Raw genomic sequence first — 20,570 nt, forward strand, 5'->3', positions numbered from 1 at the left:
CGCCGCCGAGGACGCCGCCTCCCCGAGGGGCGGGCCGGGGCAGCACCTTCCGCACCGGGATGCGCGGACTGACCACCCGCGGCCGCTCCTTCCTGGCCGCCGGGATCACCGCCGCGCTCTGCTCCTACCTGCTCGGCCAGCCCGCCCTGCTCAAGATCGCGCTGCTGCTCGCCGCACTCCCGCTGGTCAGCGTGCTGATGCTGATGCGCACCCGGTACCGGGTCGCCAGCGGGCGGCGGCTGACGCCCTCGCGCACCCCGGCCGGACAGGAGGCCCGGGTGCACCTGCGGGTCGACAACGTCTCCCGGGTACCCACCGGGCTGCTGATGCTGGAGGACAAGGTCCCCTACGTGCTCGGACCGCGCCCACGCTTCGTGCTGGACCGGGTGGAGCCCCGCGGGCACCGCGAGGTGTCCTACCGGGTCCGCTCCGACCTGCGCGGACGCTATCCGCTCGGCCCGCTCCAGCTGCGCCTGGGCGATCCCTTCGGACTGTGCGAGCTGACCCGCTCGTTCACCGCCGCCGACACCCTCACCGTGGTCCCCCAGGTGCAGCGGCTGGCCCCGGTCAGGCTCACCGGCGAGTGGACCGGCTACGGCGACAGCCACTCCAGGGCCGTCGCCCTGGCCGGCGAGGACGACGTGGTGCCGCGCGAGTACCGGCACGGCGACGACCTGCGCCGGGTGCACTGGCGCTCCACCGCCAAGTACGGCGAGCTGATGGTCCGTCGCGAGGAGCAGCCGCTGCGCAGCCGCGCCACCGTCCTGCTGGACACCAGGTCCGCGGGCCACCGGGGCAACGGCCCGGCCTCCTCGTTCGAATGGGCCGTCAGCGCCGCCGCCTCGATCAGCCTGCACCTGCTGGAGCGCGGCTACGCGGTACGCCTGCTCACCGACACCGGGGACGCGGTGACCGGGGCCGGCGGCAGCGGCCTCGGCGGGGCCTCCGAGGAGGCCGCCGGACTGCTGCTGGACACCCTGGCGATGGTGCAGCTCTCCGAGGGCCAGGGCCTGGCCCCGGCCGAGGAGGTGCTCCGCCTCGGCGGCGAGGGCCTGGTGGTGGCGCTGCTCGGTTCGCTGGAGGACGAGCAGCTGGCCGAGCTCTCCCGGCTGCGCCGGCGCACCGCGACCGCGGTGGCGGTGCTGCTGGACAGCCCCAGCTGGACCCTGCGCGGTCTGGCCGCCGACGCGGTCGCCCCGGCCGGCCCCGCGCCCGCCGGATCCGACCAGGTCCGGCTGCTGCACGAGGCCGGCTGGACCGTGCTGGCGGCCCGCTCCGGCGACTCGCTGCCCGACCTGTGGCAGCGGGCCGGCCGCTCCTCGGTCCCCGGCTCGTACCAGCCCGCGGAGTCCTTCCGGCCGGAGTCCTTCCGCAAGGCCCAGCCGTCCCAGCAGCCGTCCCAGGAGAGGGGCCTCGCATGAACGGGCGTACCCGGATCGCGTTCTCCGGCGCCGCCGCGACCCTGTTGACGGCGCTGTGCCTGTGGCCGCTGATCACCCCCGCCTACTGGCTGATCCAGGCCGCCTTCGTGATCGCCCTGGTCACCGCGGCCGGGCTGGGACTGCGCCGGCTCGCGGTGCCGCGACCGCTGGTCCCGCTGGCCCAACTGCTGCTGATCGTGCTGCTGCTGACGCTGTTCTACGCGAGCAGCACCGCCGTCGGCGGGATACTGCCGGGCCCGGGCGCCTGGCAGACCCTGACCGGCGAGATCAGCGACGGCATCACCGACATGGGCCAGTACGCCGCCCCGGCGCCGGCCCACGAGGGACTGCGGCTGATCCTGGTCGGCTCGGTGGTGCTGATCGGGCTGGTGGTGGACGCGCTGGTGGCCACCTACCAGCGGGTGGCGCTGGCCGGGCTGCCGCTGCTGGCGCTGTACTCGGTCGGCACCGGGCTGCATCCGCACGGCGCGCTGTGGCTGTACTTCCTGCTCTCCGCCTTCGGCTACCTGTCGCTGCTGATGGCCGAGGGCCAGGACCGGCTGTCCCGCTGGGGCCGGGTCTTCCACGGCACCCCGGCCACCCTGGCCGGGACCACCGGCGGCAACCCGCTCAGCAGCACCGGCTACCGGATCGCCGGAGCCGCCCTGGCCATCGGGCTGCTGCTGCCGCTGGCGCTGCCCGGCCTGGGCACCGGCCTGGTGGGCCGGCTCGGCCACGGCGGCGGCGGGATCGGCTCGGACGGCGACATCATCACCGCGGTCAACCCGCTGGCCTCGCTGGGCGCCTCGCTCAACAAGAGCGTCAACGTCAACATCCTGACCTACACCACCAGTTCGCAGAGCCCCGGCGACCAGTACCTGCGGATCGTCGACCTGGACGACTTCAACGGCGTCGCCTGGACCCCCAGCGAGCACCAGGTCCAGAACGTGCCCAACCCGCTGCCCTACCCGACCGGCCTGGACAACAACACCCCCGAGACGGCGGTGCAGACCAGGATCAGCACCGAGTCCGGCTACGTCCAGCAGTGGCTGCCGATGCCCTACCCGGCGACCTCGGTCCAGGTGCCCGGCGACTGGAAGTACGAGCCCGAGGGCCGGACCCTGATCGGCGACGGCGGCCAGAACGCCGGCGGCCTCCAGTACACCGTCAACAGCCTGGCGCTGGACCCGTCCGAGGACGCCCTCAAGGCGGCCGGGCCGGCCCCGGCCGACATCACCAAGACCTATCTGGCGCTGCCGAAGAACTTCCCCACGGTGATCCACGACACCGCCGTCTCGGTCACCCACGGCGCCACCACCGCCTACGACAAGGCGGTGGCCCTGCAGAACTGGTTCACCACCACCGGCGGCTTCACCTACGACACCACCGTGAAGGACGACACCAGCAGCAACGCCATGGTGGACTTCCTGCGCAACCGCAAGGGCTTCTGCGTCCACTTCGCCGGGACGATGGCCGCGATGGCCCGCTCGCTGGGCATCCCGGCCCGGGTGGCCATCGGCTTCACCCCCGGTGAGCAGCAGTCGGACGGCAGCTGGAAGGTCGGCACCAAGAACGCCCACGCCTGGCCGGAGCTCTACTTCTCCGGAGTCGGCTGGATCCGCTTCGAGCCGACCCCGCACGTGGGCTTCACCCCCGACTACACCGTGGCCACCACCTCCGGCGGCACCTCGGCCGCCTCGACCGCGCCGACCCAGACCAGCACCTCCACCGGACCCACCGCCAGCACCAGCGCCGGCTGCCCGGTGCAGGAGCGCCGGGCGGGCTTCTGCGGCCAGGACTCGGCCACCGGCGCCACCGGCACCGGCACCGGCTCGTCCTGGCCGACCCCGCTGGAGCTGACCGGTCTGGTGCTGGCTGGCCTGCTGGTGCTGATCCTGCTCACCCCGATGCTGTGGCGGCTGCGGGCCCGCAGCCACCGGCTGCGCCGACGGCTGCCGCACGGCCCCGGCGGCGGCTCCGGAGGCCCCGGCGGCCCCGGCGCCGCCGGGGCCACGGCCGGGGCGCCCGCGCCGCGCCGCGGTGGCACGGCCTTGGAGCTGAGCGACCAGCAGGTGCTGCTGGTCTGGCGCGAGATGATCGACTCCGCCTGGGACGTCGGCATCCCCCCGGACGAGGCCGAGACGCCCCGGCGCACCGTGGCCAGGATCGTCGAGCTGGGGGCCCTGGAGGAGGAGCCCAGGGCGGCGGCCGGACGGCTGGCGCTGGCCACCGAACAGGTGCTGTACGCGCCCAGCTCGTCCCCGCCGACCGCGCTGCGCCAGGACGTCAGGGCGGTACGGCACGGGCTGCGCGCCTCGGCCCGCCCCTCGGTGCGGATCCGCGCCGTGCTCTTCCCGCCCTCCTCGGCCCGGCTGGTGCGCGGGCTGCGGGAGAGCTGGCAGTCGCTGACCGACCGGCTGCGGTGGCGCGGGCGCCGGACGGAGGACGGCGAGGAGCAGTGAGCCGGGAAGGCCCGGGGCCGGCAGCTTCCGCTGCCGGCCCCGGGCCTTCTGCTGTTCGGGTCCTGCTCCGTCCGGTGCTTCCGCCGGTCAGGCGCCGCGTTGCTCGTCGTGGCGGCGCTGCCAGCGCTGCTCCATGCGGTCCACCACGCCGGTCTTGCGCCTGCGCAGCGGCGCCCCGGTGCGCGGGTCGGCGACACCGATCCTGGGGGCCCGGCGCCAGGCGGTGAACGCGATCGCGGCGCAGGCCAGCATGACCGCGAAGCCCACCACGCCCATCCACCAGAGCCCGGTCACGGCGACACCCATGAGCAGGGCCACACCCACCACGAAGCCCGCCGCGGCCGCGTACATCGTCCGGCGGCTACGGGCGCGCAGGCCGGTACCTTCAAGCGCTGTCGCGAACTTGGGGTCCTCGGCGTACAGCGCTCGCTCCATCTGCTCGAGCAGACGCTGCTCGTGCTCCGAGAGCGGCACGTCGTCCTCCTACTCTGGTCGCTGCTGGCGACCGCCGCCGTCCCCGTCAGGACAGACAGTCCTCCCTGGATCCCGCTTGTGTTGCGTTATGCCCCACCGGCAGGTCTGTCATGCCTTGCTGGCTTTACCCGAATCATACGGTCGACCGTGCCTTTTTGGGGCACGGTGCGCCATCGGAGCCATCCCTAGAACGGCCGGAACGGCACCGAAGTTTCCAAGGTCGCTGTGAGCCGCTGTGAGGTGCGCCGCTGCGTCAGTCCAGTTCGGCGAGCAGATGCAGCTGGGTGGCGATGGCGTGGAAGGCGGGCTGGGCGGCGGCCGCCTGCTCCAGCGCCAGCAGCGCCTCGACCGCGCCGGGTTCGGTGTCCACCAGCACCCCGGGGACCAGGTCGGCGAAGATCCGTACGCCGTGCACCTCGGCGACCCGCAGCCCCGCGCCCTCGGCCAGCACGCGCAGCTCCTCGACGGTGAAACGGCGCGGCATCGGGTCGTTGCCGCCCCATCGGCCGTCCGGGTCGTCCAGGACGGTCCGGGCCTCGGCGAAGTGGCCCGCGATGGCCCGGGCCAGCACCGCGCCGTTGCGGTTGGCCGCGAGCAGGCTGACCAGTCCACCCTTGCGCAGCCCGGCGGTGAGCTGGCCCAGCGCCTCGGCCGGGTCGTCGACGACCTCCAGCACCCCGTGGCAGAGCACCGCGTCGACGCTGTCGGGCTCGACCAGGTCGGCCAGGGTCTGGGTGTCCCCCTGCAGGGCCCGCACCAGATCGGTGACCCCGGCCTCGGCGGCCCGCCGCTCCAGGGCGAACAGCGCGTCCGGGCTGGGGTCGACCACGGTGACCCGGTGTCCGAGCCGGGCCACCGGCACGGCGAAGTTGCCGGTGCCGCCGCCGGTGTCCAGGACGTCCAGCACCGGTCGGCCCAGTTCCCCGGCCCGGCGGGCGAGAGCGGCGCTGACCACCTCCCACACCACGGCGGTCCGGAGAGAACTGCGGGGGCGGGTCGGGTACACGGAGGGGCTCCTCGGGAGGTTCTGGATCTGGCTGCCCCAACCTTAGACCGCGCGCTGGTCGGTGGAGCCCTCCGAAGCCTCGGTGCTGCGGACCGGGTTGAGCGCGACCAGCCGCTGCACCATCCGGACGAACAGCGCGGTGTTGCGGATCAGGTCGTCGGCGTCGCGCATGGTCGCGGCCGAGGCGATGCCGGCCTCAGCCGCGGCGCGCTTGGGGGCGCCCGCCGCGTAGTAGACCGCCCACTCGGCCAGCTCCGGGGCGACCTCGGGCAGCACCTCCCAGGCGCTGCGGATCCGGCCGCGCTTGCGCGGGCTCTCCTCGGGAACCCCGCGCACCGCGAGCACCGCGGCCGAGGCCCGCAGCGCGGCGAGATGGGCCACCGCGTAGCGCTCCAGCGGACCCTCCATGCTCCGGGCCTCGTCCAGGCCCCGGTAGGCCTGGGCCAGCAGGTCCAGCGCGGCCGGCGGCGCCCCGGCCCGGCGCAGCACCGGATGCACGTCCGAGGGCGGACGGTAGGGCCTGGCCGCGGAGTCGACCCGGCCGGCGGGGTTGGCGGGACCGGCCGGGTTGGCCGCCTGCAGCGGCAACTGCAGCACCTGTGCTGTGGGGATCACCTTGTCGCTCATGGCTGGTTCAGTCCTCCCGTTCGAATCCGGCCGTCAGGCGGGCGTCGGCGTACGCGGCAGCGGCGTACGGGTGAGAGTCCAGCGCCCGGCGGCGCGGTCGAGGCTGAGGTCGTACACGTCGCTGGCGAAGCAGCGGCCCGGGCTGGCCTGCACCCGCCACACCTCGCGGCCCCCGGTCCAGTGGCCGAGCACCTCGCGCACGGCGTAGACCCGGTCCCGCCAGAGGAAGTGCGTGGGCTGCTCCTGGCCGCCCCTGACCTCGATCGGGTCGGCCTGTCCTGCCCCACGCGCGGTGCTGCTCGGCATCCCCGCCATCGCGGCCACCTCCCTCTCCCTGCCATCGACGCTTATTCGAATCTACGTTCGAACAACCTCAGGGTAGCCCCCACCCACGGGCCTGCGTCAATGCCGCAGGCCCCGGGTCGGACCCTCAGCGCCATGCTGCACCCCACCACTGACAATCCGGCCGGGGCCGCCGGCCGCTACCGGGCCACGGGCTCTGCGGGCTCGACGAGTTCGCGTTCGAGCGCGGGGGCGGGGGCGGGGGCGGAGGTGGCCGCCTCCGGCCCGGACCCCGCCGCGGACGGGCCGCCCGGCACGGTGAACAGCGGCAGGAAGATCTGCACCAGCGGGCCGATGGCCAGCGCGTAGGCCACCGTGCCGATGCCGACGCTGCCGCCCATCAGCACCCCGACCACCAGCACGGTGACCTCGATGGTGGTGCGGACCAGCCGGACCGAGCGTCCGGTCCGGCGGCAGAAGCCGGTCATCAGGCCGTCGCGCGGGCCCGGACCGAAACGGGCGCCGATGTAGAGGCCGCCGGCCATGCCGTTGAGCACGATCCCCGCCATCAGCAGGCAGATCCGCAGCGGGACTCCGTGCGGGGTCGGCAGCAGCGCGAGCGCGGCGTCCACCGACAGGCCGATGACGAAGACGTTGCTGACGGTGCCGAGGCCCGGGCGCTGCCGCAGTGGTATCCACAGCAGCAGTACGGCCGCGCCGACGATCATGGTGATGGTGCCGAAGGACAGCCCGATGTGCCTGGTCAGGCCCTGGTGGAAGACGTCCCACGGGTCCAGCCCCAGCGCGGCGCGGATCTGCAGCGCCATGCTCGCCCCGTACAGGGCCAGGCCGACGTAGAGCTGGACCAGCCGGCGGGCCAGCTGCGCGGGCGGTCGGTTCCGGAGCGGTCGGAACAGTCGGAGCGGTCGGTCGGCGGTCGGTCGGTGCACGGGTGGCCCCCCTTGGATTCCTCGGGTACTGATGCCACCCTGGGGGAAAGTGGACCGGCCTTCCAGGGCCAATCAATGAGAGGTGGACTGGTCGTGGTCGTTCGCTCCTCCATCGGCGCGACCCAGCTGGACCGCGCGCTGGGCAGCTGGCAGCGGTCGCGCGAACCCGCCTACCGCGCCCTGGCCGGATCGCTGCGCACACTGGTCCTGGACGGACGCGTGTCGGTGGAGACCCGGCTCCCGGCCGAACGCGAGCTGTGCACGGTGCTGGGCCTGAGCCGGACCACCGTGGCCGCCGCCTACGAACTGCTGCGCGACGAGGGCTTCCTGGTGAGCCGTCGGGGCTCCGGCAGCTGGACCGCGCTGCCCGAGGGACGGCCGATGCCGGTGGCCGGCCTCTCGCCGTACCCGACCGACCGGGGCGGGGTGATCGACCTGGGCATCGCCGCGCGGCCGGCCGCCGAGCCCTGGATCACCAGGGCGATGACCGCCGCCGTCGCCGAACTGCCCGCCTACACCCGGACCCACGGCACCTTCCCGGCCGGGCTGCAGGTGCTCAGGGAGGCCGTCGCCGAGCGCTTCGCCCAGCGCGGTCTGCCCACCACCCCGGACCAGATCATGATCACCAGCGGCGCCTCCGCCGCGCTGACGCTGCTGCTGCGCGCCCTCGGCGGACCGGCCGAGCGGATCGCGGTGGAGTCGCCCAGCTACGCCAACGCGCTGCAGGCGATCCGCTTCGTCGGCGGCCGGGCGGTGCCGGTCCCGCTGGACCAGGAGGGCTGGTCGATGGACGCCTGGAGCCGCACCCTGCGCGAGGCCGCGCCCGCGCTCGCGTACGTCATCCCCGACTTCCAGAACCCCACCGGCCTGCTGATGTCCGATCAGCAGCGCCGCGAGCTGGCCGCCCTGACCCGGACCACCGGCACCCGGCTGATCGTGGACGAGACCATAGCGGAGATGGCCATCGACGACGTCCCCCCGGTGCTCCCGATGGCCGCCTTCGACCGGAGCGGCACGGCGATCACCGTCGGCTCGGCCGGCAAGACCTTCTGGGGCGGCCTGCGGATCGGCTGGATCAGGGCGGCCCCCGACCTGATCCGCCGCATCTGCGCGGACCGGGCCAGCCTGGACGTCTGCTCGCCGGTGGTCGAACAGCTGGCGGTCCGTCATCTGCTGGCCGAGTGCCTGCCCGAGGTGCTGGCCTTCCAGCGGGACCGGAACCGGGAGCAGCGCGAGGCGCTCACCACCGCGCTCCGGACCGAGTTGCCCGACTGGACCTTCCGGATGCCGCAGGGCGGCCTGTCGCTCTGGGTCCGGACCGGGGACGGCGGGATGGGCGGCAGCGCACTGGCCGAGGCGGCCCAGCGCTTCGGCGTCTGGATCGGCTCCGGCCCGCGCTTCGGCGTCGACGGCGTGCTGGAGCGCTTCGTCCGGCTGCCCTACGCCCAGCCGCCGGAGGTGCTGCGCGAGGCCGTCCGCCGCCTCGCCGCGGCGAGCGCGGCCGGGACCGGCGCCGGCACGGCGGGACCGGTGGAGTTCTCGCTGCTCTGAACGGATCGGCCTACGGGGAAGGGACGGTGTCTGCGTCCCGGCGGATCGTTCCGCCGGCCTGCAGGCACCGCCCCACCCGTTCCCCCCGTGATCCCCCCGGATCCCCCTGCCCCTCCCCCTGCGAGGAGGCCGGACGGCGACGTGTCCGTGTCGCCTCTGGCCGGGTCCCGCTCCGCCGCCCCGTGTCGGCGGTGCGGTCCCGAACCAGTCCGTCACCGGTGCTTCCCGGTGCTCCATACTCTGCCCTTTGCGCAGGTCGGGGGGTATCCGCGCTTCTACTCATCCATCCGCATGGGTAGAACTGAGTACGGGTACTCAGTGATCGCCCCGGGGAACGGGCCCGTTGTCGGTGGCGTCGGTTACGGTGAGCGTGCACCGTTGACCCACGGGTAAGGGGGATCCACCGTGTCGGTCATTCCACTGATCTTCACCAGCAGCTGGGCCAGCGGCATCAACGCCTACGCCGTGGTGCTGCTGCTCGGCCTGTTCGGCCGCTACGACGGCGTCAGCAGCGTCCCGCCCGGCCTGGAGCGGACGGACGTGCTGGTGGCCGCCGCGCTGCTGTGCCTCTGCGAGGTGGTGGCCGACAAGATCCCCTATCTGGACTCGGCCTGGGACGCGGTGCACACCGTGATCCGCCCGGTCGCCGGGGCCGTGGTGGCCGCGCTGATCGCCGGGCACGCCCACGACTCGCTGGCCTCGCTCGCCGCCGCGGCCATGGGCGGCACCACCGCGCTGGTCAGCCATCTGGTCAAGAGCGGAATCCGGATGGGGGTGAACACCTCCCCCGAGCCGTTCAGCAACATAGCGGTCAGCCTGTTCGAGGAGTTCTCGGTCGCGAGCCTGGTGACGCTGGCGCTGTTCCACCCGGTGCCCGCCGCGATCATCGCCGGGGTGCTGCTGCTGATCGGCGTACTGATCGTCGGCTTCACCTACTCCCGGATCCGCCGCTACCGGATACGGCGGCGGGAGCGCCGGCAGCGACGGGCCCTGCCGCGTCAGGACGCGGACGTCCGCTCGGGCGGATGACCGCCACGATCAGCAGCAGCGCGACGGCGACGAACAACGCCGCAACGCCCATCGCGTCGGCCACCCCGTGCGCGAACAGGGCGTGCGGGGAGCGTCCGCCGGAGTGCCGGGTGGCCGAGGCGAACACCGTCAGCAGCAGCGCGGTGCCCAGCGCTCCGCCCATCTGCTGCATGGACTGCAGCGTCCCGGCGGCCGCACCGGACTCCTCCGGCCGGACCCCGCTCAGGATGGTGAGGCTCAGCGGCACCATGGTGCAGCCCGCGCCCAGGCCGAACAGCACCATCGGCACCAGGATGCCCGGGGCGAAGCCGGTGTCGGCGCCGACCCGGCTGAGCAGCAGCAGCCCGGCGGCGAGCAGCACCGGCGCCCCGTAGAGGAAGGGCCGCGCGCCGGTCCTGGGCACCAGCCTCGGGACGATCCGCGCGCCGGCGAAGAGCAGCAGCACCAGCGGCAGGAACGCGGCGCCGGTCTGCAGGGCGCTGTAACCGAGGACGTTCTGGAGGTACTGGGTGACGAAGAAGAACATCCCGAACATGCCCGCGGCCAGCATCAGCATGGCCAGGTAACCGCCGCCGCTGGCCCGCCGGGTGAGCAGGTGCAGCGGCAGCAGCGGCCGGGCGGTGCGGGACTCGATCACCACGAACGCGCCGAGCAGCAGCACGGCGGCCGCGAAGCAGCCGAGCGTGGAGGCCGCGCCCCAGCCCGCGGTGGCGGCCCGGATGAAGCCGTAGACCAGTGACGCGCTGCCGAGGGTGGCGGTGACCGCGCCCGGCAGGTCGAAGCGGCTCGGGTGGCGTTCCGGCTCGCGGATCAGCCTGGGTGCGAGCAGCACCACCGCCAGCCCGAACGGGATGTTGATGAACATGACGGAGCGCCAGGAGAAGGCCGAGGTCAGCACTCCGCCGAGGATCATGCCGACGGCGCCGCCGCCGGCCGACATGCTGGAGTACAGCCCGATGGCCCGGGCCCGCTGCCCGGCGTCCGGGTAGTTGCTGACGATCAGGGCCAGCGTGCTGGGCGCCGCCACGGCCGCGCCGACGCCCTGGGCGGCGCGGGCCACCAGCAGCATGGTCGGGGTGGTGGCCAGGCCGCCGAGCAGCGAGGCCAGGGTGAACAGGGCGATGCCCGCGGTGAGCAGCCGCCGCCGTCCGAGGATGTCGCCCGCGCGGCCGCCGAGGAGCAGCAGCCCGCCGAAGGTCAGCAGGTAGATGTTCGGCACCCAGGACAGCCCTGCCGCGGAGAAGTGCAGGCTGCGCTGGATACCGGGGAGCGCGATGGAGACCACGGTGGCGTCCAGGACCACCATCAGCTGGCAGATCAGGATCACGGCGAGGGCGAGCCCCGGACGCGGTGGCTGCCCGGGACGCTCCCGGTCGGGCGGATCGGCCCGGACGTCTTGGGTTGCGCCGGTGACGGGGGCGATGATGTTCTCGGGCATGGCTCTCCCATGAGGTCATGACGAGGAAGGGAACATAAGCGGAGAGAGTCTCCGGTTCCGAGAACGACGATACGGAGATACTCTCCGTTTATCAACCCTGGGATGAACGATGACCGTGCCGCCCTCTCCACCGGCCCGCCCGATGCGCGCCGACGCCCGTCGCAACTACGAGCGACTGGTCTCGGCCGCCACCGAGGCGTTCCTGGAGAACGGCGCCGACGCCTCCCTGGACGACATCGCCAAGCGCGCCGGCGTCGGCCCCGGCACCCTGTACCGGCACTTCCCGGTCCGGCAGGACCTGATCGACGCGGTGCTGGACCGCTGGATGGCCTCGGTGCTGACCGAGGCCGAACCGCTGCTGCAGGCGGCCGACCCGGCCGAGGCCTTCGCCCTGTGGCTGCGCAGGCTGGTCTCCCACGTCCACAGGTTCCGCGGCCTCTCGAACGCCTTGATCCCGCCGGAGGACAAGTACAAGAAGGAGTCCCCGGCCCGGGTGCTGCACAGCACCTCCGAGGAACTGCTCGCCCGCGCTCAGCAGAGCGGTCAGATCCGCTCCGACGTCGTCATCAAGGAAGTGATGATGCTGGTCAGCGGTGTCACCTGGGCCTGCACCAGCGGCAAGGAGGTCGACGCCGACCGGCTGATCGACCTGATCATGGACGGCCTGCGGGTGCGGGACTGAGCGCTCCCGGCGGCGCATAGGATCAGTGCCCATGGCACGAATCGTCGTCATCGGCGCAGGTATGGGCGGGCTCGCGGCAGCGGCACGGCTGGCCACGGTGGGCCACCGGGTCACCGTGTGCGAAGCAGCCGCCACCCACGGCGGCATGGTCGGGCAGTACCGGCGCGAGGGGTTCGGCTTCGACACCGGCCCCACCCTGCTCACCCTGCCCGCCGTCTACCGCGACCTGATGCTGAAGACCGGCCGCACCCGGCTGGAGGACGAGGTCGAGCTGAGCTCGGTGGAGCCGGCCGCCGTGCACCGGCTGCCGGACGGGACCACGGTCGAACTGGCCAACGCCTCCCGGGCCCGGGTGGTCCAGTCCCTGGACCAGGCGCTGGGCGACGGCGCTGGCCTGCGCTGGGGCGAGATGCTGGAGCGCGGACGGGCGGTGTGGGAGGCCACCCGCCGCCCGCTGCTGGAGGAACCGCTGCCGGACGACCCGTCAGCCCTGCACCAGGACCCCTACCCCTTCCCGCCGACCCGGCGCGGCCTGTTCGCCCGCCGGCCGCTCCCGCCGCAGGGCCTGGCCGACGTCGCCGGACGCGAACTGCGCCACCCCGGGCTGACCGCGCTGCTGGACGAGTACGCGCTGCGCTTCGGCTTCGACCCGCGCCGGGCCCCCGCCTCGCTGACCGCGATCCCCTACATGGAGCAGAGCTTCGGCATCTGGTACGTCACCGGCGGGATGCGCGCCCTCGCCGACGCGGTGCTGCGCCGCTGCGAGCAGCGCCGGGTGGAGCTGCGCTTCGACACCCGGGTCCAGCAGCTGCTCGGCGACGACGATCGCGTCGACGGCGTGCTGCTGGAGGACGGCAGCAAGCTGGACGCCGATGTGGTGGTCGCCGACACCGACCCGGGAGCGCTCGGCGCCGCCGTCGAGCGGCCGACCGCCGAGGCCGCGCCCGGCCGGTTCACCGTGCTGCTCGCGCTGCGCGGCGCGCGTCCCGCCGGGACGGCGCACCGTACCGTCGTGCACGCCGCCGATCGGCTGGACCAGCTGGACGCGCTGTTCTCCGAGTCACCGCGGCTGTGCGAGCGCCCCACCGTGCAGCTGCTGCGTCCTGACGATGCGACACTCGCGCCCGCCGGGCACGAGGCCGCCGTGCTCACGGTGACCGTCCCGGCCCACGGCCGGCTGGACTGGACCGCGGCCGGCCGCGCCGAGGCCTACGCCGACGCCTTCCTCGCCCACGCCGCCCCCGAGCTGCGGGAGCGGGTGCTGTGGCGCGAGGTCCGCACCCCCGCCGACACCGAGGCCCGGACCGGTGCGACCGGCGGCTCCGTCCCCGGCCCGGCGCTGGCCGGCGGCGGTGGCGACTGGCTCCACGCCGCCAACCGCACCGCCAGGGCCGGCCTCTACCTGGTCGGCGGCGCGGCGCACCCGGGCGGCGGGCTGGCCGGGGTGGGCATGTCGGCGGCGGTCACCGCGGAGCTGATCGGCACGCCGTGACCCGGCGTCAGCCCGGCGTCAGCCGTACTGCTGCTGCCAGGTCTCCTGGCCGGCCGGCTGCGGTTGTTCGACGGGCTGCGGCTGCTCCTGCTGGTAGCCGTACTGGTACTGCTGCTCGTAGGAGGCCGAGGGGTCGTAGGCCTGCGCCTGCTGCTGGTGCTGCTGCTCGTAGCCGTAGGAGTAGTCGGCCTGCGGCGCGTACTGCTGCTCCGCCGACTGGACCGGGAAGCCGTTGGTGTCGTACTGGACCTGCGGCTGCGCCTGGGCGTACGCGGGCTGCGCGTACTCCTGGTACTGGTACCCGTAGTCCTGCTGCGGGTAGTCGGTGTAGGGGGTCTCCGGGTAGGGCGTCCCGGCGTACTGGCCCTCTGCGTACTGGCCTTCGGCGTACTGGCCCTGGGCGTACTGCGGCTCGGCGTACGGGGCCTCGCCGTAGGGGGTCCCGGCGTACTCCGGGTAGGGCAGTTGCTGGGGGTCCTCCCCCGCCGCCTCCTGCTCGAAGACCGCGGGGTCGTAGGCGATCGTCGGCGGCGCCTCCTCGATCGGGCCGACCTCGCCGACCCGGACCGCCTCTCCGCGCCCGTCCGCGTCGCCAACCGGTGCGGGCTCGCCCGCCGGGAAGACGCTCGCCAGCAGCGGCACCCCGGCCAGCGGTCCCGGCAGCGACCCGTCCGGGGAGCGGAGCGACCAGTGGCTGCCGGCGCCGGTCTTCACCGAGCGGGTGACCAGGTACTGGCCCGCGCCGAAGGCCACCACCCCGCCGCCGATCAGCGGCAGGGACCCCTGCGCCACACCCGCCACCAGCGCGAGGAAGCCGACCAGCGCCAGCACCCGCCAGTGCGGCGCGGCCCGGTGCTGCAGCAGCAGCTCCCCCAGCAGCCACAGCGCGACCAGCGCGAACGCGGCGTAGAGCACCGCAAGTCCGATGACTCCCACGGGCTTACCTACCTCTGCCTGCAACGGGCACGGCCGTGCCCCTGCGCACCACGGTACCGTTCAGCCCCTGCGGTCAAGGCCGAGGTTCTGATAGATCTCCGTGGTCACCGTCGAGAAGTTCATGGTCATGAAGTGCAGCCCCGGGGTGCCCTCGGCGAGCAGCCTGCGGCACATCTCGGTGGCGTAGTCGATGCCGATCGCGCGCACCGCCTGGGGGTCCTCCTCGGCCGCCAGCAGCCGGTCGGCGAACTGCTGCGGGATCACCGCGTTGCTGAGCGTGGGGATGCGCCGCAGCGAGCGGACCGAGGTCACCGGCATGATCTCCGGGATGATCGGGGTGTCGCAGCCGGCCGCCGCGACCCGGTCCCGGAACCGCAGGTAGTCGTCCACGTCGAAGAACATCTGGGTGATCGCGTAGTCCGCCCCGGCCCGGCACTTGGCGACGAAGTGCCGGATGTCCTCGTCCCAGTCGGACGACCGGGGGTGCATCTCCGGGAAGGCGGCGACGCCGACGCAGAAGTCGCCCGACTCCTTGATCAGCCGCACCAGGTCGGAGGCGTACTCCGGTCCCTGCGGGTGCTTGACCCACTCGCCCAGCGGGTCGCCCGGCGGGTCCCCGCGCAGCGCCAGGATGTTGCGCACGCCCTGGTCCGCGTAGTGGCCGAGGATGTTGCGCAGCTCGGCGACGCTGTGGTCGACCGCGGTCAGATGGGCGACGGGTGTGAGCGTCGTCTCCTGGGTGATCCGCCCGGTGATGTTGATGGTGCGGCCGCGGGTGGATCCGCCGGCGCCGTAGGTCACGCTGACGAAGGTCGGCGCGAGACCCTCCAGCCTCCGGATCGCCTTCCACAGCCCGACCTCCGCCTCCGCGCTGCGGGGCGGCATGAACTCGAAGGAGTAGGAGCACTTGCCCGCCGCCAGGAGCTCCCGGATGGAGGGCTTGCTGTCGTGCCGGACGCTTGAGGTACCGAGGGCCATGCAGGCAGATTAGCGGCCTGTGGAACCGATGCCGAAACGTCCGTCCACCTACTGATACCGCTCCGGGCGGGCTCCGGGTGGGGATGCGCTCACCGGACCCGCGGACCCCTCGCGTTACGCTGGCTGCTCCCGTACCCGCTCGGAGCCCGCCGGTGTCCCTCACCCATCCTGTCCCCCCGATCGACCTCGCCCGCGTTCCGGGCAGCCCGGTCGACGAGGAACTGCTGCGTTCCCGGGTGGACCGGACCCTGGAGCGCTTCCTGGACCGCCAGGAGGCGGTGCTGGCGACGGTGTCGCCGGAGCTGGGCCCGCTGACCGGCACCGTCCGGGCGTTCCTGGACAGCGGCGGGAAGCGGCTGCGGCCAGCCTTCTGCTACTGGGGCTGGCGCGGGGCCGGCGGCGCCCGGGACGACGACGCCGCGGTGGCCGCCTGCTCGGCGCTGGAGCTGCTGCAGGCCAGCGCGCTGGTGCACGACGACCTGATAGACCGCAGCGCCACCCGGCGCGGGCTGCCGTCGGTGCACCGCCGATTCGAGGCCCTGCACGGCGAGCAGGGCTGGCACGGGGACGGCGCGCGGTTCGGGGCCGCCTCCGCGCTGCTGCTCGGCGACCTGCTGCTGGCCTGGTGCGACGAACTGCTCTGGGGCAGCGGGCTGCCGCTGGCGGCGGTGCGCCGGGCCAAGCCGGTGTTCGACCTGATGCGGACCGAGGTGATGGCGGGCCAGTACCTCGACCTGCTGGAGCCGGCCAGCGCGGGCCTCACCGGGGCGGACCGCGAGGACGCGATCGACCGGGCCCGGACGGTGGTGCACTACAAGGCGGCCAAGTACACCGTGGAGCGGCCGCTCCAGATCGGCGGGCTGCTCGCCGGTGCGGATCCGGCCCTGACGGCCGCCTACGCCGCGTTCGGGCTGCCGCTGGGCGAGGCGTTCCAGCTCCGGGACGACCTGCTGGGCGTCTTCGGCGACCCTGAGGTCACCGGAAAGCCCGCTGGGGACGACCTGCGGGAGGGAAAGCGCACGCTGCTGGTGGCCGAGGCCTCGGCGGCCTGCTCGGCGGGGGACGCCGGGCTGCTGGACGAGCTGCTGGGGGCGCCGGACCTGGGCGACCACGAGGTGGGGCTGCTGCGGGCGGCGATCGTGCGCAGTGGCGCACCGGAGCGGGTCGAGCAGCGGATCGCCGCGCTCCGCGGGGAAGCGTTGGCGGCGTTGGAGGCTGCGCCGCTGGTGGAGCCGGAGGCCCGGAGGGTGCTGCGGCGGCTGGCGGGGGCGGCTACCGCACGTCGGTACTGAGCGCTCGCCTCAGCGGACGGTTGCTGTTCGCGCAGTTCCCCGCGCCCCTAAAAAGGGGCGCGGGGAACTGCGCGAAAACGTTCAGCCCCGCTGACGAACACGTTCCGCCAAAGCCTCCGCCGCAGCATACGGATCCGCCGCCTCGGTCAGGGCCCGTACCACCACGATCCGCCGCGCCCCCGCGTCCAGGACCTGGTCCAGGTTCGAGGCATCGATCCCGCCGATGGCGAACCAAGGCCGCGCCGGTGCCTGCTTGGCCGCGTAGGAGACCAGCTCCAGCCCCGGGGCGTGCCGCCCAGGCTTCGTCGGGGTGGGCCAGACCGGCCCGGTGCAGAAGTAGTCGACGCCCGGTTCGGTCAGCGCCGCGTCCACCTCCGCCTCGGCGTGGCAGGAGCGGCCGATCAGAACGGACTCGCCGAGGATCGCCCGTGCCGCGGCCACCGGCAGGTCGTCCTGGCCCAGGTGCAGCACGTCCGGGCGGGCCGCATGGGCCACGTCGGCGCGGTCGTTGACGGCCAGCAGCCGCCCGTGCCGACGGCAGGCCTCGGCGAAGACCTCCAGCGCCGCCAACTCCTGCCGCGCCTCCAGCCCCTTGTCCCGCAGCTGGACGATGTCCACGCCGCCGGCCAGCACCGCGTCCAGGAACTCGGGCAGGTCCCCCTGCTCGCGCCGGGCGTCGGTGCACAGGTAGAGCCGGGCCTCGTCCAGCGCAGCCACCGCGGACGAACGGCTCACAGCGCCATCGCCTGGGCGCGGCGCTTGACCTCGGTGCCGCGGTTCTCGTTCATGGCCTGGGCCGGGGTGCCGGGCAGCGACGGGTCCTCGGTGAACAGCCACTCCAGGATCTCCTCGTCGGTGAACCCGGAGTCGTGCATCAGCGTCAGCAGGCCGCAGATGCCCTTCACGGTGCCGTTGGGGCCGATGAAGGCGGCCGGCACCATCAGGGCGTTGTTCTCGCCGCGGCGGACGGCGAGCAGGGTGCCGTCGTCGACGAGACGCCGGACCTTGGTCACCACCACCCCCCACTGCTCGGCGATGTCGGGGACGTTCATCCACGCGGGAATCAGGGCGTCAATCTTGGGATCAATCTGGCTCACGCCCTCAAGACTGCCATCCCCGGCCGCCCCCGCGCACCATCAGGCCCGCACAGCGGCCTTGAGCTGGACCGCGGGGTCGGCCGTGAGCGCCGGGTCGAGGGGAGTCCGCCGCTCCAGCAGCCGGCGTCCCTGGACCAGGTCGCGGGGGCGGTCCACCGCCAGCAGCGCCACCGGGACGCCGTCGCGCAGCCACAGCGCGCTCCAGTCGGCGGCCTCCGGGTCCCCGCGCCGGAGCAGGGTGTCGCCGGGGCAGTGGTGGCCGGCGTACTGGACCATGCGGCCGAACTGCTCGGACCAGAAGTAGGGAACGGGGTCGTACTGCTGCTCGCCGCCGAGCGCGTTGGCGGCGGCGACCCTGGCGCCCTGCACCGCGTTGTCCCAGTGGTGCACCATCAGCCGGGTCCGGTAGCGGGCGGAGGGGAAGGAGGCGCAGTCGCCGACGGCCAGCACCCCCTCGGCCGAGGTCCGCAGCCGGTCGTCGGCCGCGATCGCGCCCCGGTCGTCCAGGACGATCCCGGAGCCGTCGAGCCAGCCGGTGTCGGGCCGGGCGCCGATGCCGACCACCACCGCGTCCGCACCCAGCTCGGTGCCGTCGGTGAGCAGCACCGTCGCCCCGGGGTCGCCCTCCAGCCGGACGTCCCCGTCCACGATGCCGCCGACCGCGGCGCCGGTCCGCAGCTCGACGCCGGCCTCCGCGTACCAGCCGCGCATCCCCTCGGTGACCTCCGCCGGCAGCGCACCGGCCAGCGGCACCGGCGCCGCCTCGACCACGGTGACCTCGCAGCCCAGCCGCCGGGCCACGGTCGCAGCCTCGGCGCCGATCCAGCCGGCACCGACGACCACGATCCTGGCCCCAGGGCGCAGCGCGCCCTTCAGCGCGACGGCGTCGTCATGGGTGCGCAGCAGATGCGTCCGCGCGGACTGCCCGGGCAGGGCGACCGGGCGGGCCCCGGTCGCCAGCACCAGCCGGTCGTACTCCAGCTCCCCGCCGTCGGTGCCCAGCACCCGCCGTACGGGGTCCAGCCCAGTGGCCCGGCGGCCGAGCAGCAACTCGATGCCCCGGCCCGGGAAGTCGATGTCGAAGCGCGAGTGCTCGGCCTTGCCGAGCAGCACGTCCTTGGAGAGCGGCGGCCGGTCGTAGGGCTGGTGCGGCTCGGCGCCCAGCAGCAGCACCTCCCCCTCGTGCCCCTGGTCCCGCAGCGCCACCGCTGTCTGCACCCCGGCCATCCCGGCCCCGACCACGACGATCCGCATCCCGTCACTCTACGGCCGAGCAGGCACGACTACAGTTGTGGGGACCATCCACGGGAGCCCGGCGTACCGGGCTGAGAGGGAGGCAGCAGGGCGGACCGCGCCCCCGGCCTCCGACCGTCCGAACCTGATCCGGGTCATGCCGGCGAAGGGAGTGGGCACCTGTGCCACGTACCAACACCGACGTGTCGACCGACGCACCGACCGACGTACTGGTCGTCGGCGGCGGGATCATCGGCCTGGCCACCGCCTGGCGGACCGCCCAGCGCGGCCTCTCGGTGACCGTGCTCGACCCGGATCCGGGCCGTGGCGCCAACCGGGTGGCCGCCGGGATGCTGGCGCCGGTCACCGAGCTGCAGTACGGCGAGGAGGAGCTGCTGCGCCTCGGTATCGCCTCCAACGAGCGCTACGCCGCCTTCGCCGCCGAACTGACCGCCGCGAGCGGACTGCCCACCGGGTACCGGGCCTGCGGCACCCTGGCCGCGGCGCTGGACGCCGACGACCGCGCCGAACTGCGCGAGCTGCACGCCTTCCAGCAGCGGCTGGGCCTGGAGGCCGAGTGGCTGACCGGACGCGAGTGCCGCCGGCTCGAACCCATGCTGGCGCCCTCGGTCCGCGGCGGGCTGCTGGTGACGGGGGACCACCAGGTGGACGGGCGGCGGCTGGGCGCGGCGCTGCTGCGCGCCTGCACCGCGGCCGGGGTGCGGATCCACCGCTCCCGGGCCGCCCGGATCGAGCTGACGGACGCTCAGGACCGGGTGGTCGGCGCCCTCGCCGAGGACGGCACCCGGCTGTCCGCCGGGCAGACCGTGCTCGCGGCCGGCAGCTGGTCCGGGGAGGTCCCCGGGCTGCCACCGGAGGCGCGGCTGCCGGTCCGCCCGGTCAAGGGCCAGATCCTGCGGCTGCGGATGACCACCTCGCTGGGCGCGCCGCTGCCCGGCGGCCCGTTCCTCTCCCGCAACCTCCGGGCCGTGGTCCGCGGCGTGCACCTCTACCTGGTGCCGCGCGAGGACGGCGAGCTGGTCGTCGGCGCGACCATGGAGGAGCAGGGCTTCGACACCACCGTCACCGCCGGCGGGGTGTACGAGCTGCTGCGGGACGCCCATGAGCTGGTCCCCGGGATCACCGAGCTGCCGCTGGTGGAGACCGGCGCCGGGCTGCGGCCCGGCACCCCCGACAACGCCCCGCTGCTGGGGCCCACCTCGCTGCCCGGCCTGGTCGCCGCGACCGGTCACCACCGCAACGGCGTGCTGCTGACCCCGGTCACCGCCGACGCCGTCTCCGCCTACCTGGCCACCGGCGTGCTGCCGCCGGAGGCCGCCCCGTTCACCCCCGCCCGCTTCTCCCTCCTGGAGGCCAGCTCATGACGCCCCCCGCGACCCCCGTGACGGCGACCCTCGCCATCCGCGTCAACGGCGACCCGCGCCTGGTCGCCCCCGGCACCACCCTGGCCGAGGTCGTCGCCGAGCTCAGCTCGGCGCCCTCCGGCATAGCCGCGGCCGTCAACGAGACGGTCGTGCCGCGCGGCGCCTGGTCCGCCACGGCTCTGGCCGCCGACGACCGGGTCGAGATCCTCACCGCCGTCCAGGGAGGCTGACAGAC

Annotated in this window: 20 protein-coding genes; 9 read left to right on the forward strand and 11 right to left on the reverse strand. The window is 74.0% G+C overall.

What is annotated here, in order from left to right; translation table 11 throughout:
• The first annotated feature begins 59 nt into the window (after positions 1 to 59).
• Entirely contained in the window at positions 60 to 1,421 is a 1,362-nt protein-coding gene (locus ABUW04_RS37140; protein ID WP_380568744.1) for a DUF58 domain-containing protein, read from the forward strand.
• On the forward strand, positions 1,418 to 3,883 hold the full coding sequence (locus ABUW04_RS37145) for a transglutaminase family protein (RefSeq protein WP_380568745.1): 2,466 nt from the start codon (positions 1,418 to 1,420) through the stop codon (positions 3,881 to 3,883). The genes ABUW04_RS37140 and ABUW04_RS37145 overlap by 4 nt, the downstream gene beginning before the upstream one ends.
• Before the next feature lie 87 nt (positions 3,884 to 3,970).
• Here ABUW04_RS37145 and ABUW04_RS37150 read toward each other — a convergent pair whose 3' ends face one another.
• The 5 genes from ABUW04_RS37150 to yczE form a co-directional block, all read right to left on the reverse strand.
• Complete coding sequence (locus ABUW04_RS37150; RefSeq protein WP_030248404.1) at positions 3,971 to 4,357, reverse strand: DUF3040 domain-containing protein; 387 nt, start codon at positions 4,355 to 4,357, stop codon at positions 3,971 to 3,973.
• A gap of 253 nt (positions 4,358 to 4,610) precedes the next feature.
• The gene (locus ABUW04_RS37155; protein WP_380568746.1) at positions 4,611 to 5,363 is read right to left on the reverse strand and encodes a methyltransferase domain-containing protein; all 753 of its coding nucleotides are present in this window, start codon (positions 5,361 to 5,363) and stop codon (positions 4,611 to 4,613) included.
• 42 nt (positions 5,364 to 5,405) lie between these two features.
• Positions 5,406 to 5,990 carry an SAV_6107 family HEPN domain-containing protein gene (locus ABUW04_RS37160; RefSeq protein WP_380568747.1) on the reverse strand — a complete coding sequence of 195 codons (585 nt, stop codon included), beginning with the start codon at positions 5,988 to 5,990 and terminating at the stop codon, positions 5,406 to 5,408.
• Between the two features lie 33 nt (positions 5,991 to 6,023).
• The gene (locus ABUW04_RS37165) at positions 6,024 to 6,305 is read right to left on the reverse strand and encodes a DUF6504 family protein (protein ID WP_232241983.1); all 282 of its coding nucleotides are present in this window, start codon (positions 6,303 to 6,305) and stop codon (positions 6,024 to 6,026) included.
• 167 nt (positions 6,306 to 6,472) lie between these two features.
• Positions 6,473 to 7,099, reverse strand: coding sequence for a membrane protein YczE (yczE, locus tag ABUW04_RS37170; RefSeq protein WP_380568807.1), 627 nt, complete (start codon positions 7,097 to 7,099; stop codon positions 6,473 to 6,475).
• 198 nt (positions 7,100 to 7,297) lie between these two features.
• Here yczE and yczR point away from each other — a divergent pair, with 198 nt between their 5' ends.
• Positions 7,298 to 8,773 (forward strand): MocR-like transcription factor YczR, encoded by a 1,476-nt coding sequence (gene yczR, locus ABUW04_RS37175; protein ID WP_449341766.1) that lies wholly within the window; start codon positions 7,298 to 7,300, stop codon positions 8,771 to 8,773.
• Between the two features lie 405 nt (positions 8,774 to 9,178).
• Positions 9,179 to 9,802, forward strand: coding sequence for a DUF4126 domain-containing protein (locus ABUW04_RS37180; RefSeq protein ID WP_030248416.1), 624 nt, complete (start codon positions 9,179 to 9,181; stop codon positions 9,800 to 9,802).
• Here the strand turns inward: ABUW04_RS37180 and ABUW04_RS37185 are convergent.
• Positions 9,702 to 11,240: an MFS transporter gene (locus ABUW04_RS37185; protein ID WP_380568749.1), complete on the reverse strand. Its 1,539-nt coding sequence runs from the start codon at positions 11,238 to 11,240 to the stop codon at positions 9,702 to 9,704. The genes ABUW04_RS37180 and ABUW04_RS37185 overlap by 101 nt on opposite strands.
• A 109-nt stretch (positions 11,241 to 11,349) precedes the next feature.
• Here ABUW04_RS37185 and ABUW04_RS37190 point away from each other — a divergent pair, with 109 nt between their 5' ends.
• Together ABUW04_RS37190 and ABUW04_RS37195 are read left to right on the forward strand one after the other, a co-directional pair.
• On the forward strand, positions 11,350 to 11,922 hold the full coding sequence (locus ABUW04_RS37190; protein ID WP_380568750.1) for a TetR/AcrR family transcriptional regulator: 573 nt from the start codon (positions 11,350 to 11,352) through the stop codon (positions 11,920 to 11,922).
• A gap of 31 nt (positions 11,923 to 11,953) precedes the next feature.
• Positions 11,954 to 13,414 carry a phytoene desaturase family protein gene (locus ABUW04_RS37195; protein WP_380568751.1) on the forward strand — a complete coding sequence of 487 codons (1,461 nt, stop codon included), beginning with the start codon at positions 11,954 to 11,956 and terminating at the stop codon, positions 13,412 to 13,414.
• Between the two features lie 18 nt (positions 13,415 to 13,432).
• Here the strand turns inward: ABUW04_RS37195 and ABUW04_RS37200 are convergent, their stop codons facing one another.
• Together ABUW04_RS37200 and metF are read right to left on the reverse strand one after the other, a co-directional pair.
• The gene (locus ABUW04_RS37200) at positions 13,433 to 14,350 is read right to left on the reverse strand and encodes a hypothetical protein (RefSeq protein ID WP_380568752.1); all 918 of its coding nucleotides are present in this window, start codon (positions 14,348 to 14,350) and stop codon (positions 13,433 to 13,435) included.
• 60 nt (positions 14,351 to 14,410) lie between these two features.
• Complete coding sequence (gene metF, locus ABUW04_RS37205) at positions 14,411 to 15,328, reverse strand: methylenetetrahydrofolate reductase [NAD(P)H] (protein WP_030248425.1); 918 nt, start codon at positions 15,326 to 15,328, stop codon at positions 14,411 to 14,413.
• 152 nt (positions 15,329 to 15,480) lie between these two features.
• Between metF and ABUW04_RS37210 the strand changes: the two genes are divergently transcribed.
• Complete coding sequence (locus tag ABUW04_RS37210) at positions 15,481 to 16,620, forward strand: polyprenyl synthetase family protein (RefSeq protein ID WP_380568753.1); 1,140 nt, start codon at positions 15,481 to 15,483, stop codon at positions 16,618 to 16,620.
• 81 nt (positions 16,621 to 16,701) lie between these two features.
• Here the strand turns inward: ABUW04_RS37210 and thiE are convergent, their stop codons facing one another.
• The 3 genes from thiE to ABUW04_RS37225 are packed head-to-tail and all read right to left on the reverse strand — an operon-like array spanning position 16,702 to position 18,971.
• On the reverse strand, positions 16,702 to 17,355 hold the full coding sequence (gene thiE / locus ABUW04_RS37215; RefSeq protein ID WP_380568754.1) for a thiamine phosphate synthase: 654 nt from the start codon (positions 17,353 to 17,355) through the stop codon (positions 16,702 to 16,704).
• Positions 17,352 to 17,717: an Rv2175c family DNA-binding protein gene (locus tag ABUW04_RS37220; protein ID WP_030248429.1), complete on the reverse strand. Its 366-nt coding sequence runs from the start codon at positions 17,715 to 17,717 to the stop codon at positions 17,352 to 17,354. Before ABUW04_RS37220 ends, thiE begins: the two co-directional genes overlap by 4 nt.
• 39 nt (positions 17,718 to 17,756) lie before the next feature.
• Positions 17,757 to 18,971 carry an NAD(P)/FAD-dependent oxidoreductase gene (locus ABUW04_RS37225; protein ID WP_380568755.1) on the reverse strand — a complete coding sequence of 405 codons (1,215 nt, stop codon included), beginning with the start codon at positions 18,969 to 18,971 and terminating at the stop codon, positions 17,757 to 17,759.
• Positions 18,972 to 19,132: 161 nt separating this feature from the next.
• On the opposite strand from ABUW04_RS37225, the gene thiO reads away from it, so the two are divergent.
• Together thiO and thiS are read left to right on the forward strand one after the other, a co-directional pair.
• Positions 19,133 to 20,335, forward strand: a complete 1,203-nt coding sequence (thiO, locus tag ABUW04_RS37230; RefSeq protein WP_380568756.1) for a glycine oxidase ThiO — start codon at positions 19,133 to 19,135, stop codon at positions 20,333 to 20,335.
• Entirely contained in the window at positions 20,332 to 20,565 is a 234-nt protein-coding gene (thiS, locus tag ABUW04_RS37235) for a sulfur carrier protein ThiS (protein ID WP_380568757.1), read from the forward strand. The genes thiO and thiS overlap by 4 nt, the downstream gene beginning before the upstream one ends.
• The last annotated feature ends 5 nt before the right edge of the window (positions 20,566 to 20,570 follow it).

The organism is Streptacidiphilus jeojiensis, assembly GCF_042510965.1.
GTDB classification, from domain to species: Bacteria; Actinomycetota; Actinomycetes; order Streptomycetales; family Streptomycetaceae; genus Streptacidiphilus; species Streptacidiphilus jeojiensis.

Excerpts from the sequence above, each read along its gene's own strand:
- ABUW04_RS37140 (WP_380568744.1), top strand. The coding sequence starts at position 60 with ATGCGCGGACTGACCACCCGCGGCCGCTCCTTCCTGGCCGCCGGGATC.
- ABUW04_RS37145 (WP_380568745.1), top strand. The coding sequence starts at position 1,418 with ATGAACGGGCGTACCCGGATCGCGTTCTCCGGCGCCGCCGCGACCCTG.
- ABUW04_RS37160 (WP_380568747.1), bottom strand. The coding sequence starts at position 5,990 with ATGAGCGACAAGGTGATCCCCACAGCACAGGTGCTGCAGTTGCCGCTG.
- ABUW04_RS37165 (WP_232241983.1), bottom strand. The coding sequence starts at position 6,305 with ATGGCGGGGATGCCGAGCAGCACCGCGCGTGGGGCAGGACAGGCCGAC.
- yczE (WP_380568807.1), bottom strand. The coding sequence starts at position 7,099 with ATGGCGCTGCAGATCCGCGCCGCGCTGGGGCTGGACCCGTGGGACGTC.
- yczR (WP_449341766.1), top strand. The coding sequence starts at position 7,298 with ATGAGAGGTGGACTGGTCGTGGTCGTTCGCTCCTCCATCGGCGCGACC.
- ABUW04_RS37185 (WP_380568749.1), bottom strand. The coding sequence starts at position 11,240 with ATGCCCGAGAACATCATCGCCCCCGTCACCGGCGCAACCCAAGACGTC.
- ABUW04_RS37190 (WP_380568750.1), top strand. The coding sequence starts at position 11,350 with ATGACCGTGCCGCCCTCTCCACCGGCCCGCCCGATGCGCGCCGACGCC.
- ABUW04_RS37195 (WP_380568751.1), top strand. The coding sequence starts at position 11,954 with ATGGCACGAATCGTCGTCATCGGCGCAGGTATGGGCGGGCTCGCGGCA.
- metF (WP_030248425.1), bottom strand. The coding sequence starts at position 15,328 with ATGGCCCTCGGTACCTCAAGCGTCCGGCACGACAGCAAGCCCTCCATC.
- ABUW04_RS37225 (WP_380568755.1), bottom strand. The coding sequence starts at position 18,971 with ATGCGGATCGTCGTGGTCGGGGCCGGGATGGCCGGGGTGCAGACAGCG.
- thiS (WP_380568757.1), top strand. The coding sequence starts at position 20,332 with ATGACGCCCCCCGCGACCCCCGTGACGGCGACCCTCGCCATCCGCGTC.